Below are 13,854 nucleotides of genomic sequence, written 5' to 3'. Positions count from 1 at the left end.
CGGCTACCTCCGCTCAATCTCCCACGCCGCGCGGCGCAGCCAGTGCCGCCGCTCACGGACGCCAAGCTGCTTGATTTCTGTCAGTGTCCATCCCGGATATTGCGTCGCGAGCAGTTCGATTTCGGTGAAACCGCCCGCGTAATCGAATTCAGAGAAAAAGACCCGCCACCGAGATCGGAAGCGGAACCTCCCGCCCGCACGCGTCGTGCTTGAAGGAGACCTCGTTGTAGCGGGGGCCCGGCTGAGCTTCGTCCAGGTACCGCAGAATGGCGCGTCGGTCCGCCATGCCGAGATCCCGGACCTGCTCCCGGTTTCCCTCCTGGTAGGAGTTTCCGACGGCGTTGGGAAGCCGCAGAACGCAGCGGGAGAGCATTTCTGAATTCTGCTCTGCCGCCGTCAGCTTTGACGCCTGCCCGAGCACTGCGTCCTGGTCGCCCGCCGTAGGGAGACGGACGATTGCGGTACGGCCTTCGCGCAGCAGCACGGTGTGCTCGTCGTGCTCCTGGGCCAGCCCCCGGTACGGCACTGAATCCAGATGCAGCGTGAGGTCGGTGGACTCGCCGCAGTAGGGGCATTCGTACTCGGTGAATTCGACGTCGGTGCCGAAAGTGGCACGCCGGATGGCGAGGATGAGTGCCTCCCGGTCCCCGATGAGCAGCTCCTTGGCGAGGTCTGCGGTCATGGGCTCGCCGCCGACGTGGACGGTGCCGCGCTCCACCAGCGTCGCCAGGAATCGCGGCCAGTCGGCCCCGGCCCGTGCCAGCATCTCCTCATCGGTACCGGTCAGCTCCCGGACCTCGGCGTCGCGGTGCGCGACACCGTCACGCCGGATGCCACGCGCGAGGCGGACGCGGGTGTCCGGGGGCGCGTCGATGACGGGCCTGCCCGAGACCTGGTCGGCCGCTAGCACGGCGGCGCTCGCCTGGGTGGCCTCCTCCGGACGCTCCAGGGCGCTTATGGTGTCGCCGCCGAGGGTGTCGAAATCGGCGTCGTATTCCGTACGAGTCGTCATGCCAGTGAATTCCCTTGTGAGATGTGTCAGGCGAAGGAAACGCCGCCGCCGGGGCCATTGCCGCCCTTACTGGCGATCTTGAAATCGAATCCCTCGTGGGCCAGGGTGATCTGCTGAAGCTCGACACCATTGGCCCCCGCGTCGAGGTCACCGAAAGCGATGGAAGTGGGCCAGCAATTGTAGACACGCCACGCCGCTTTTACGGCCGCCTTGGTGGTGGTGACCGGGTGGTCCACGAGCATGATGTCCATGGTTGAACGGAATTCCTTGGAGCCGTCAGTTCCACCCGTTCCCTGGATCACCTGAAAAATCTGCTGGAGCCACGCATAGATGTTGCTGTCACCCGGAATGAGTCCACGGGACAGCGTGATCGGGGCGAAGTCGCTTTGTCCGGGCATCTTCTGTGTTGTGGTGTTATGTCCGCCTTGCCGGTACACCACGACATCGGTGGTAACGGACAAGCCGGACACGGACATGAAACCGAGCTGCGGGTACTTGTCCTGAAGTCCGGGGTGATAGATCTTCACATGGAATTTGAAATTCCTGATCGGGTCCGTGGAGATCTTGGCCAGTGTGGACTGCTGTGTGACGGGTGTCAGGGCCATGGGTCACCTCGTATCTGGGGTGTGCGCCGCGTGGATACGAGTGAGTGACGATGCGGCAATGCGCGGATTCGGTTACCGAAGGGGCTACAGGCCGGTCTCGGACGTGGTGGCACCGCCCTGGTACTGGCCGATATCGAGGATGACGAATTCGGCCGGGGACGCCACAGCCACACCGACCTGGATGTGCACCTCGCCATTCGCGACCGTGTTGGGCGGATTGTTGGTCTCGTCGCACAGGACGAAATACGCGTCGCCTGCGGTCGCGCCCTTGAGGAGCCCTGCGGCCAGGAAGGCGTCACACTGCTGCTGGACGATCGCCGTCAGCGTGGACCACAGATCCGGGCCATTGGGCTTGAAAACCGAGAAACGCGTGGCGTCGACCAAGAGGCTCTTGACGTGGATGAGCGTCCGGCGAACGGGAATGTAGCGGTCCGGCATACCGGGACGCGGTGTGCGGACTCCCATGGCGCAGATTCCGGCCTGCGGGAGCGGCCGGACGACATTGAATCCGGCCTCGTTGAGATCATCGAGCTGGGTCGCGGTTAGCAGGTGCTCCACACCCAGGACGCCGATGAGCGGGTAGTCCACCCCGGCGGCCGGTACGTGCGGGCCCTCAGCCAGGTCGGCGGCGGCGTACCGTCCGGCCATCGCTCCGCCGGGGGGCAGCAGCCGCGTGGCGGAGACGGATGTACCGGCCGGGTCACTGGCCTGGAGCCACGGGCCGTAGACCGCGCCGTAGCTGCTGGCCGCGTACGGGGTGGGGCCGGTGACGGTGGAGGCGGGCATGAGCGCCAGGTACGAGGCGACGGCCGTGGCCGGGTCCGAGGCGGTGGTGGCCGGGGGATCGACCATCACGAACGCGTTGCCCCTGGCCTCGGCCCACGCCAGCAGGGCGTTGACGACGGTCGCGTCACTGACGGCGGGCGCGTTGAGGACGAGCATCGCGTCGAGGCTGTCGAGGGTGGCGACCGCGTCCGGGATGCTGATCGTCGCCACACCGTCGGCGCCGTTGATCAGCGGGGCGGCCGTGGTGGGCACCGGGTACCACGAGGCGTCCGGGGTCTGTCCGGTACCGCTGACAGGACTCCCCGGCGGAAGCAGATTCGTCAGCGAAATGTACTTCGACCCGGCGTTCGGCGAATTGACGAGGCCGATCGCGTAACGGGAATCCGCCGGGTCGAGCGAGACGTCCTGCCAGCGCTCGACAATGGAACCGGCCGCCGCAGTGCCGTCCTTGACGAAAAGGTGGAATCGGTTCGTGGCGGAATCCCACGACGGCGTGATGTCGACGTAGATCGAATTCCCGTACGCGCCCGCGCCGAGTGCCGTGACCTTGAGCGCGTCGACCGCCGCCGGGCCGGACTTCGTGGTCACGGTTCCGGTGCCCAGATTGGCGGTCTGGACGGCGGCGCCCTTGACCTGGGCCACGGTCACCGCGTAGGCGGTGCCGGGGGTCAGGCCGGTGATGACGGCCTGGGTGGCGGGCGCGGCGACATTGACGGGGCCGCCCACCGGGGTGGTCTGGCCCTGGACGACCCACGTGAGCTGGTAGAAGTCCGGGACGCTGGTGGGCGCGTCCCAGAGCACGGTGATGCCTGTCTCCTCTACGCCCGCACCGGTCCCGGCCCGGATATTGGCCACGGCGACCGTTGGCGCCACACCGCCGGTGCCCAGCGCCGTGGAGACGGTCGGCACCAGGAGCTGCGCGGGCAGGATCGGCCGGTTTTTCACGGTGAGGGTGGCCGCGACCGAATCCGAGGGAACGGCCCGGACAATCGCCGCCTGGCGCCCGCCATTGGCGAAATACTGATACGCAGCGAAAGGCAGATAGCTCGTGCCGTTGCCGAATCCACGGTAGAGCGTCTGAAATTCGGTCCAGGAACTGATGATCTGCGGGCGCGTCGGACCGGCGCTGTGCGGCCCGACGAACGCCGCGAGCGACACACCCGGCGTCACCGTAGGCGTCGGCAGCGGATTCAAAGTTTCGCGCACGTAGACGCCGGGGCGCTTATACGGGGCGGTGGCGGGAGTCGTCACAATGTCTCCTGGGCCTGCATGGGGCGCTGGTCGTAAAAGGGCGGGAGCACATCAACGAAAACCTCCCGCACGGTGTAAGGCGCGGTGAGGATGTCGTCCCAGAAATATTCGGAAGAGATCCGCAGCACGTACGTGGCCGCGAACAGGCGCTTGCCGAGTTCGTCCTGCGATTCGGAGAAATCAGGGCCGCCGAGCACGTCCAGGCGGCGCACGGTGGAATCCTGCGGGATCTCCAGATAGCCGAATCGCTCGGAGAGCCGGTCGAATCCCATCAGAGCGGCAGTCAGCTCGATCAGGTGCTGGGACTTACGGGTGTAGAAATTCACCTCGTAGTCGATGTTCAGCGGAATCGGCGACTCGGAGTAGTACGGTGAAGCGGCCCGGTCCGCGTAGTCCACCCACGCCGGGTAGCCTTCCGGCGAGTACCCGACCTTGATGTGGCCGCGCATTTCCCGCTCGGGATCGCGGGCGACCCGCGTGTGCTCGATAATGGCCAGCGGATACGTTGCATCGGCCAACTCGTACTCGGGGGACCGGAAACGCGCTGCGACCCTGCGTCCGCCCGTACCGGAAGTGGCGTCGTGCACAACGAGGCCCGTCAGCTTTTGCTTCAGGGCCGCATCTTCGTTCCTGAGGAACGGCACGGTGTCCTCCGATATGGGCGAATGTCCAGCGCACACCCACAATCGCACGGCACATTTTCCGTCCGATAATTCTCCGCGTCAGGGGAGCAAATGCGGGATAGCGGCGATGTCGACAGGGTCAGGCGTGTACGGCAGCGCGACGGAGTAGCTGCGGATCGGGACGTCCTGGAACCTCTCCGCCACCTGGTACGTCCAGGTGACCGGATTCGTATTCGTGTTGTCGGTCGCAACGAGCACCACGGAGAAACGGCCCTGCGGCGTGAGTGGAACCTTGATCTTTCCGCCCACGATCGTGTAGGCCGACGGCATCGTGAGCAGCGTGGGCGTAACAATGTCCAGCCAGCCCGTAAAAGCCGATCCGTCCGCGTGGATGTACCGGCCGGTGAGTGTGACGGTCTTTACCCCGTCCGGAAATACCGGGCTGCCCATAACTGCCTCCGCTGAAGGAACCGCCTAGAAATAGGTGATGATCACGGCAATGCCCGGTGAGCCGTTACCGCCCGCGCCGGAAGAGTTGCCGTTGACGCTGGCCCCGCCCCCGCCGCCTCCCGCCCCGTACAGGGCACCCGCCGCTCCCGCTTGCGCGGCCGTCATCGTGCTGGCCGCGCCCCCGCCTCCGCCTCCGCCGGACAGCCCCGACCCGGTAGGGGAGTCCGCTGCGGGCACCGGTGCGGCCCCGCCCACCGGCCCGCCCGAGCCGGAGACCAGGCCGCCGTTACTGCCCCCGCCGGTGCCCGCAGCGCTGACATTCCCCGAGGTGATGCCGCCACCGCTGCCACCACCCGGACCTGCCAGCACGCCCGCACCGCCCGCGTTTCCGGGGCCGCCGATCCCGCTCGCCGCGCCGCCCCCGCCTCCGGCGACCGTTCCGGTTCCCGCGCTGCCCCCGGCGCCCGCCGTCGCGCTGCCTCCCGCGCCCGCTCCGGCCGTGCCGACCCGGCCCACCGCGTCGAACGAGGTGGCACCGCCCGCCGCGCCCGCCGCGCCGTCGGTGTCGTCCGTGGTCCTGGACGCCCCGCCCTGACCGCCCGCCCCGACCGAGACCGCCACCGTGCCGGGGAGCGCCGATGCCTGGAGCGTCGCCTGGTAGACGCTGCCGCCCGCCCCGGCCCCGCCTCCGCAGCGCACGGTGCCCGCAGCGCCCCGGCGGCCCGAGCCGCCACCACCGCCGCCGCCGAGGAGATGCACGTGGACCAGGACGGCGCCGGTCGGCTGGGTCCACGTCCCGCTCGCGGTGAAAACCTGCACGTCGGCCCTCCGGGCGTACGTCGCGCTGGCCGTCTCCAGCGCCGCCGTACGGGTCTCGACACCCGCCACCCGCGTCTCCGCGTCCGTCACCAGGACATTCAGGTCGGACGTGACACCCTCGACGCTCAGCACCCGCGCGGTCACCGCGTCACCCGCGCTCTGCGTGTAAGCGCCGATGGCAAAGGGGGTGAGCTGATCGCTCTGCCCAGCCGCGTGCGTGGCCGCGTGCGCGGTAGGAATTCTGAGATCCGACAGCCGCACATCATCGCCTGCGGCCACTGTCCCGGCGCTGATGCCCACCGCGCGTGTAGCGGAGTCACCGAGCCCCAGCGCGGCCCGTGCGGCCTCCGCGTCGACCAGGTCGGACAGATTGGCATCCCGGCGGGCGTACAGGTCTGCGGCGCTGGCCCGGTCACCATGCGGGTCGACGGCGCCGGTGTGCGCGGTCACCTTCACCGTGGCATCCCCGGCGGCGGCCACCTGCGCCGCGTCCGCCGCTCCCGCCGGATCGAAAGACGCCACCGTCCCGGCCGACAGCGTGGGGTCCGGGTAGCTGCCCGCCAGCACGCCACCGGCCGCGCCACGCGGCACACGGGAGTCGGTCACCGCCGGGTCATCCACCGGCAGATAGGCGCCGTCCGCCCGAACGGCCTCAGCGGCCACAGCGCTGTCCGTGTATGCCTGCGCCCCGTTCTGGGCGCTGGTGGCCGCTCCTGCCGGATCGAACGCGGCGACCGTCCCTGCCGACAGCGTGGGGCTGGGGTAGGTGCCGGACAGGGCACCCCCTGCGGTCCCGCGAGGCGGCCTGCTGTCGGTGACCGCCGGGTCGGTTTTCGGCAGGTACGCGGCCTCCGCGCGGGCGGCCTCGTCGGCCAGCCCGGCCTCCGCGTATGTCTGCACGTCGGCGGCCGAGCCCTCCGGGTCCGCGTGCACGTCGGCGGCCGTCAGGGTGATGGACGCGCCCATTTTCCCGTTGACTGTCGTCGGGTCGCCCTGCGGGCCCCGCTCACCCGCGACGCCAGGCGCACCGTCCGTGCCCGCAGCTCCGGGTGCGCCGTCGACTCCGGCTGGCCCTTGCCCACCGTCCGCGCCGTCAGCTCCCGCAGGGCCGGGAGCGCCGTCCGCGCCAGGTGCGCCGTCGACTCCGGCAGGCCCCTGCTCTCCGGGCGCCCCCGGCGGCCCCGCAGGCCCTACAACCGGCAGGTAGGTCCCGCTGGTCTCCGTCGCGGGCGCCAGGTCAGCCAGGTCGACCGGAGACGGGGAGTACGGCAGAAATATGGAATAGGTCCGTGCCGCGACAGCACGCAGCCGCTCCACCACGGTGTATGTCCACCCGGTCGGACTCATGTGCGCGGTGTCGGTGGCCACCAGCAGCACTGAGAAGACGCCGTCCGCGTCGAGGGCCGCCGAAGCCGCGCCGACGACGATGGTGTGGGCATCGGACAGCACCACGGTGCGCGGACCGACAAATGTGATCGACCCGATTCCCGGAGTACCGTCCGGGTGCAGCAACCGGCCCCTCAAAACCGTCGTAGGAATACCCTCAGGAATATCAGGCATGTCACTCGCCGTCTCTGCGGGGCGAGAACCCCTGCTGAAGCCGCGTGTAATCCGTCGTCACATACGCCTCGAACTGAGGGTCGTCCACCAGTTCGTCGTCACGGAGCTGTTCGCAGGTCAACGAAACGATGATGTCGCGCCGACGGATCTGCCCCTGAATATCCATGTGCGTCACGGCGAAGAGCGAATTGTTGTACGCCACCCGGTCCCGCTGATAAGTGGCGTGCTTGATATCCGCGTCGGTGAGACCGGCGCGGGAGATCTGATTGAACTCCGCGATTATGAAGAGCGTGTCCCGTACGTACAGGCCACTGTCCCGAGGGTTGGTGTCACCGGCCTCCCCGTGATTGACGTGAATCACCGGAATCTGCCACGGCCCGTAGTACGCCCGGCCCGTACCGGCCGCCTCGTCGTACACATCGTCCATTTCGGACTCGTTGTAGGCGAAACGCCAGTACGTCATGCTGTCGCCGACCTGACGCTGATATCCGCGCAGAGCACGGTGAATCAGCGTCGTCTCGGCGTTCACATTGAAACGACCCCGTTTCCAGTCCAGGCGCGACCACATGTCAGCCCCAGACACCGGGATAGAACGGCGACGGAATACCCGACTCGTCAGGGTCCGGCTCATCAATACGCGGAATCAGCCGCTGCGGGTACGCGGCGTCATCGAATTCGCGTTCCTTATAAATCGGCACCAGGCGGTTCGTGGTCCGGCTGACCCGCCGCAGCGTGAGCTGCTCAATACGCCCCAGGCCCACATTGAGCTGCTGCGCCAGCGCGTTATACCGGCTCTGAACGGTGTCGATGTGCTCCATCAACTGCCGGTAGCGTCCCGCCCGATCCACATTCGTGCCCTCGGCCGTGGAGATACTCGCGTCGCTCGCGGCGTCCGTCGCCAGCGTCCACAACACGTTCGTGACCGCCAGGTACGCCAGCAACGGGTCCTCGACCGGTGGCAGGTTCGACAACGTGATTGCGTCGTCCGTGTACCGGATGAAACCCAGACTGTCCCGGTACCTCATCTGCACCGTGCGGCCGTACCCGTGCTGGCTCAGCGCGTCACCCACGTACTGGGCCAGCTCCTCGTCACTGAACATTCCCTGACCGGTGCCGGACACGACGAGGGCCTGGCCGTGCGCCAGCGGCCCGCGCACGCCAAGCAGCACCAGACGCCCCTCACGGGTGTCCACCCGGTAGTCGACGCCCGCCACCAGCTCCGTGACGTCCCCGTCGACCACCACCAGCAGCACCGACAGCGAGGACGCATCCACATTCGTCTCGGACAGATCGAAAACCGACAGCTCAGAGCCGCCCGTGAAATCGTCCCGGAATGGCGAACCGAAATCGCCGATCTCCGACCGAACACGCGCGATGATCCCCGCCAGCTCCGCCATCAGGAAACCCCCAGCGACATCGACAGCGAGCCCGCCGCGATTTGCAGAGCCTGATTCTGCACCGTCGTAATCGGAGACGTCAGCGTCCAGTTCATCAGGACCAGACCGAGATTCCCCGTCAGCGTCGTCACCAGACAGGCACTCACCACCGGAGCGGAAAGGCCACTCGCGTCCGCGAATGGACCGAACGACAGGGCATCAGAATTCGCGATGGCACGGGTTGAGGCGGCCGACCACAGCACCTGCTGCCGCGCATATCCGGTACCGGAAACCTCCATCGCGGCGACGGTGCCCATGGAGGTCTGCGCATCGGTGATCGTCTGATTCAGCAGCATCAGATACGTGGCCAGAGGATTGGCGTCACCCGCCGCCGATTTCCGCGCCCACTCCGTCGCCATGGCCGTGGAATGGCCGACGACGAAATCCAGCATGCTCACAGCGGCGCTCGACGCCACATACCCGGCCACTGCCTCAGCCCCCGCCCTGCTGGTCCAACCACTCCTGCCACTGCGGCGGCTCCTCGGCCACCACGAAAAGTCGCCGGAACGCCTCCGCCGCGAAATGCACATTGCGCGGCACCCACCGGCCCGAAGGCGCCCGCGCCAGCCACTGCACGACCGGGCTGTCCTCGACGTCGGCGCCGATGCCCGGTGTGCCCGGCGCGTACACGTCCAGGACGCGGACGCACGTGCCCTCGGGGATCATTCCGACGCCCTCGCCGAAATCGACGGTCAGGCGGTACCAGTGGGCGGGCCACTGGGCGGCTGATTCCGGTACCGGCTCAGCCACCGGTTCCACAGCCGCAAAATCCACGCCCTCAGCGTTTCCATTCGAATTCCCGTCCTCGGTCACGGCCACTGCCCGCCTAGAGCCACTGCCAGATGTAGCCCAGGGATTCCAGATGCAGGGCGACGTGATACGGCACCCGGTACACCTGGCCCTCGGCGAAATCGAAATGGTTGTCCTGCCCGATCGTCACCTTCTCCAGGTCGCAATTGACCCTGATGGTGGCGAATTCTGGGGCGACCTGGACGGGCACCGGCTCCTGCTCGGTGATCTCCGCCGCGCGAGGCATTTCCCGGCCGCTGGAGTCGAGTTCGATCGGGACGTTCTTCGCCGCCCGCACCTGGGAGTCGATCATGGTGATCTCGTCCTGGCGCTTTTCCCGCTCGGCCGCCGCCTTCTCGGCCAGTAGCTGCTTCTGACGGCCGGTGTAGTCACGCGGATTGGTCTTCGTCCGAGGTGCAGGCATGCGTGTCTCCAGTGGAAATTGGAAGGGGGTGGCCGAGGCGGCAGAGAAGGGAACCGCCTCGGCAGTTTCAGGTACCACTCAGTTGGTGATGGTCTGGACCACGGCATAATCCGTAATCAAGCCCAAGCCCCACACCCCATACCAACAAAGGGCGTGTTCGCGGCCGAAATCGAGCACGCCGCCATCCCTCAGTTCGACGGGAAGGGAAATGGCGTGACCCGCCGCGTTGTCACCGATTACCAAACCACGGTAGAGCTGGTACGGGCCGGGAGTCGCGGGAACTACCGGGCTCGGAGTCACCGCGCCGATTGCCGGAGTCGTGCCCGAGGAAGCACGGGCAGCCTGCCCGTCCCATCCCTGGTTCGTCCCCGTGGGAATGGTCGAGGACTGCTGCACGGTGCCCGCAGCGCCCTGATACACCTGCGTCGTCTCGATGAAGACGACGTCGTTCAGACGACCGATTTCACCCAGCATGAAGTTGCCGGGAGCCGCATACTTTGTGACTTCGATGAATTCACTATCATCGCGCAGCCGACGGCTCTGATGCGGGTGTACGAAAGACACGTACGTTTCCCCGAGACGCGGGACGTTCTTGGTCGCGAGGGTCTCCACAGCGTCCTTGACCAGCGCGGACGTGTAGAAGAAACCGCCGTTGGTGGACATCGTCGTCTCGTTGTCCGCATGCATTCCACGGTCGTACGGAGAGATCGGAGTGCGGGCGTTTCCGGCGGCCCAGTTCGACAGCTTGTCGTAGCCGTAGATAACGCTCGGGGCCTGCATGAGAACGTCGCGGCACTGCCCGTCCAGGTACAGCGCCATATTGCGGCCGAGAAGCCGCGCACCAGACGCCATGACGTCATCGAAGCTCGCGTTCAGGAGCAATTCGGTGACGGAAATGGCGAATCCGTGCTCAGCTACGGTGATGGTGATCATCTCGGCACTGAGGGCGTGGGTTTCCATGCGGACGCCCTCAACGAGCTGGCGCGCGCCTTCGAGGCTGCGATACCTCATGAAATTCACGGCGAGACCGGGCGCGGTACCCAATTCGGTTTTCTTCACCATGAACTGCTCGACGTTTATGTTACCCGCTGGCTGCGGGGCCAGGTCATTTCTGCCTGGCTCTCACGCTCTCACGTGAGACCCGACTATATCTTTGCCCGCGTGGGGCAACCCGTACATAGTCTGTGAACCTTCCCGTCGACTTGCGCCAGGCGGGCTCGGCTGCTGATTGTCCCTACCCTCAGCTTTTCGAACCATCACGCTCGGGCTTTCGCCCCACGTTGTGGTGCTGCGGTCTAGCGGGAGATCCCAGCAATTCTCGGGTTTTTCACTGACAGATTGCTCTGTCAGGCGGCCCACGACCGGAGAACAGGCATGGCCTGGAATAGCACCTCCTTCGACCAGATGGTCTGGATTGCCGGAGTCAGCCGGGACGAGGAGGCGTTGTCATACGCCGTGGGGGTGGCACTCAGTACGGGAGTGCCGGTGATACCGGATGCCATGGTGAGCCTCTCGGAGTCTTATCGCGGCGGTCGGCGTCAGCCGAAGATCCCGCGCTGGCGGTGTTGCTCTGACGCAGCTCCGAGTAGCTGTGAACGATATTTCTGGTACTCCGCCATGGGCATGTTCTTGATGTCCTCGGCCGAGAGATTCCGATAACCCCCGTCGCTGTCCAGGGGGCCCTGAGAGGTGAACCCGGTCGCCGACACTCCGCGCATCTGGGAGCGCGCGGCCGTCTGTGCCTGCTGGACCGAATCCAGAATCGCCTGAGTTTTGGACTTCATCAGCTCTACGCTGGCGTCGATCTCCTCCTGCGTATTGCCGTTGATGAGGTCGTGCAGCTCCGGCGCGATGCTGTCCCGCTCAGCGGAGACGCGCTCCTGGGCATAGGCGCGGAGCCGGTTGTATTCCGCCTCTTTCGCAAGGGTTTCCCGCTCCGTCGCGCGCTCGCGCTCCATGGTGGCGAAACGTTCCTCCCACTCCTGGGTGCGCTGCTCCAGCAGGCTCTTGGCGGACATGTCCGCCTCGCGCTTCGCCTTGGCCGCATCCTCGGCCTCGGCCTCCCGCTTGGCTTCTGCGGCGGCGCGCTCCTCGCGCTCCGCACGCAGTGTGGACAGCTCCTCCAGGAGGGCCTTGCGCTCCGTGTCCCCCTGTTCCAGGCGGTTGAGCTTGTCCTTCTCCTGGCGGCGGGCGGCCTCGATCTGCTCGGCGGTGAACTGGGGCTCGCCGGTGGCCGGGCCGGGCTTGGCGGGCTCAGCGGCCGGTTCCTGGACGCGGACGCTTTCTCCGACCGGGGCCTGGCCCGGCGTCGTCGTTGTCGGGTCTGCCGGACCGGCGGGAGTCACTACCGGAATTGTCATGCGCCTTTACCTCGTGCTAGTCGTTCGAGTCTTTGTCCGGATTTCTCCGCTGCGCCAATTTGGTGCCTGCGGAGAGAGTCACGAGTTCACTCAGGACCGAGTTGCTGTCCGCCGTTCCCATCCCAGGAAGACCAGGGAGAGGACCGGCTGTGCTCGCGCCATCCGGATCAGAACCGGCATTCGGTGAAGGCGGGGCCGCTTCGCTGCCCTCAGGCAGGATTCCCGTCGACTGCAAGATAACAGAGTTGAATTTGGCCTTAATAAATTGCAGGGCCGCGTCCTCGCGTGCTTCGAGCAGACGCTCGTCAAAGATCTCCTGCATCTTCTCGTCCACGAACTCCACACCCAGCTCTCGCAGAGCCCCGCGACGGGACTCAAGGCCGAGTGCCATTTTGGCTTGCAGTTCATTCAACTTGACCAGGACGTCGACCGGCAGTGGCTGGGGCCATTCGCAGGACACCTGGTAGACGGCGGGGTCGGCGAAATCCAGGACCAGGGGCTGCGTCTCCGGGTCGGTGACGATTCCCTCGGAGTCGGGGTTGTACAGCATGGCCAGCGGCTCGTAGATGAAAAGCGTTTTGAGAGCCAGCTCGTTGATCTTGCGTAGGCCCTTGCCGTACTGCTGGTGTTTGACCTTGCTCTTTTGGACCACCGGCAGATACATGATGGCCAGGGCAACCCCCGAAGTGTTGGAGATCGGCTGCATCTGGCCGAGGGCACTCTCCGGGACGCCGGAGATCTCGTGCATGGACCGCTTGAGAAAGTTCAGGTACTCGATCGGCCACTGGAGATCAACGCCATTCTCCAAATTGAATACCTGACTGTCCTTGGGCAGTCCTCCCCAGATCTTCCGGGGCCCCTTCTCCAGGTTCGATGCCTTGGCGCCCGTGATGATGGTGACCGGGGCAGCGTGGTACGAGATGATGTCGGAGATGTTCGTGGCCTGCTCGTTGAACTCGCGGTTGAGCGGGATCAGGTCGGTGATGTCGGACAGGCCCCACGGCGACCCCGAGACGCTGACATTCGGGATGTGAACGACCGGGATCTCACCGGCCGGATTCTCGCGGGCGTCGAGGAGTTCATCGTTGACGTATTCCTCGATCCAGGAATCCGTGATGATCTCCGTGTAGGTGTAAACCTGCCGCGTGCCCTCAAGACTGGTTCCCCAGAACTTGTAGCGGATCTTCACGCGAAGCAACCGGTCGCGGTCATGGGGGTGATACTCGGGAAACACCTGGGCCGAGTTCAGCGGCAGGATGCGTACACGTCCTGGGTGGTAGACGTTGATGGAATCCACCCACGGCCCTTCGTACGCAACCTTCACGAAGCTGTCACCGGTGACGCCGCCGTTCTCCGCCATCTGCCAGAGAACGGTCTGTTTGTCATTGTCGGTGTTCCAGATGCGGTCGAGCAGCGAGGGCGTGATGTGCTCGTACTTCTCCTCGACGGCGAACTGGACCCCACGTCCGAAACAGAAATTGTTCAGGTACCGGGAGAGCGCGCCAACGTAATTGATCGTGACGGCGGGCTCTCCGGCCTCCCGCTTGTACGCCCAGTGATGCCCCAAATAGAAAGCGAACGCGTTGGCATACCGGGTCAGGCGTGGTCCGTGGACCTCGAATTCCTCGTCGGCAAGCTCTACCAGGCCGAGCGGGCTGACGGAGATCGTCAGATCGCTGGCAGCGGCACGCATCGACGGTGACACGAAATTGACGGACATGGGGCGTCACCTCCTCTCG

General features: G+C 66.1%; 14 protein-coding genes. All 14 read right to left on the bottom strand.

The window, feature by feature from the left end; genetic code table 11:
• Window positions 1-148 precede the first annotated feature (148 nt).
• On the bottom strand, window positions 149-1,012 hold the full coding sequence (locus BGM09_RS00625) for a hypothetical protein (RefSeq protein ID WP_188279326.1): 864 nt from the start codon (window positions 1,010-1,012) through the stop codon (window positions 149-151).
• Window positions 1,013-1,038: 26 nt separating this feature from the next.
• The gene (locus BGM09_RS00620) at window positions 1,039-1,617 is read right to left on the bottom strand and encodes a phage tail protein (RefSeq protein ID WP_188279325.1); all 579 of its coding nucleotides are present in this window, start codon (window positions 1,615-1,617) and stop codon (window positions 1,039-1,041) included.
• Between the two features lie 84 nt (window positions 1,618-1,701).
• Window positions 1,702-3,654: a fibronectin type III domain-containing protein gene (locus BGM09_RS00615; RefSeq protein WP_188279324.1), complete on the bottom strand. Its 1,953-nt coding sequence runs from the start codon at window positions 3,652-3,654 to the stop codon at window positions 1,702-1,704.
• A complete protein-coding gene (locus tag BGM09_RS00610) occupies window positions 3,651-4,298 on the bottom strand; it encodes a hypothetical protein (RefSeq protein ID WP_188279323.1) in 648 nt (215 codons plus the stop codon). Before BGM09_RS00610 ends, BGM09_RS00615 begins: the two co-directional genes overlap by 4 nt.
• A 78-nt stretch (window positions 4,299-4,376) precedes the next feature.
• Window positions 4,377-4,727 carry a hypothetical protein gene (locus BGM09_RS00605; RefSeq protein ID WP_188279322.1) on the bottom strand — a complete coding sequence of 117 codons (351 nt, stop codon included), beginning with the start codon at window positions 4,725-4,727 and terminating at the stop codon, window positions 4,377-4,379.
• A gap of 24 nt (window positions 4,728-4,751) precedes the next feature.
• Entirely contained in the window at window positions 4,752-6,998 is a 2,247-nt protein-coding gene (locus BGM09_RS00600) for a hypothetical protein (RefSeq protein ID WP_188279321.1), read from the bottom strand.
• Between the two features lie 109 nt (window positions 6,999-7,107).
• Complete coding sequence (locus BGM09_RS00595) at window positions 7,108-7,635, bottom strand: hypothetical protein (protein ID WP_188279320.1); 528 nt, start codon at window positions 7,633-7,635, stop codon at window positions 7,108-7,110.
• Between the two features lie 40 nt (window positions 7,636-7,675).
• Entirely contained in the window at window positions 7,676-8,503 is an 828-nt protein-coding gene (locus tag BGM09_RS00590) for a hypothetical protein (RefSeq protein ID WP_188279319.1), read from the bottom strand.
• Window positions 8,503-8,934: a hypothetical protein gene (locus BGM09_RS00585; protein ID WP_188279318.1), complete on the bottom strand. Its 432-nt coding sequence runs from the start codon at window positions 8,932-8,934 to the stop codon at window positions 8,503-8,505. Before BGM09_RS00585 ends, BGM09_RS00590 begins: the two co-directional genes overlap by 1 nt.
• A gap of 40 nt (window positions 8,935-8,974) precedes the next feature.
• Window positions 8,975-9,316, bottom strand: a complete 342-nt coding sequence (locus BGM09_RS00580) for a hypothetical protein (RefSeq protein WP_223186111.1) — start codon at window positions 9,314-9,316, stop codon at window positions 8,975-8,977.
• Window positions 9,317-9,368: 52 nt separating this feature from the next.
• Window positions 9,369-9,755 (bottom strand): hypothetical protein, encoded by a 387-nt coding sequence (locus tag BGM09_RS00575; RefSeq protein WP_188279316.1) that lies wholly within the window; start codon window positions 9,753-9,755, stop codon window positions 9,369-9,371.
• Window positions 9,756-9,833: 78 nt separating this feature from the next.
• Window positions 9,834-10,835 (bottom strand): N4-gp56 family major capsid protein, encoded by a 1,002-nt coding sequence (locus BGM09_RS37305; protein WP_317452476.1) that lies wholly within the window; start codon window positions 10,833-10,835, stop codon window positions 9,834-9,836.
• Window positions 10,836-11,293: 458 nt separating this feature from the next.
• Window positions 11,294-12,115: a hypothetical protein gene (locus BGM09_RS00560; protein WP_188279315.1), complete on the bottom strand. Its 822-nt coding sequence runs from the start codon at window positions 12,113-12,115 to the stop codon at window positions 11,294-11,296.
• A gap of 16 nt (window positions 12,116-12,131) precedes the next feature.
• Window positions 12,132-13,835, bottom strand: a complete 1,704-nt coding sequence (locus BGM09_RS00555) for a phage portal protein (RefSeq protein WP_223186110.1) — start codon at window positions 13,833-13,835, stop codon at window positions 12,132-12,134.
• Window positions 13,836-13,854: the final 19 nt, after the last annotated feature.

Origin of the sequence: Streptomyces sp. CBMA29 (assembly GCF_014596445.1) — a bacterium.
In the GTDB taxonomy this organism is placed as follows: Bacteria; Actinomycetota; Actinomycetes; order Streptomycetales; family Streptomycetaceae; genus Actinacidiphila.
Note: the sequence above shows the minus strand (reverse complement) of the source record. Positions and strands in the feature narration are given on the sequence as shown.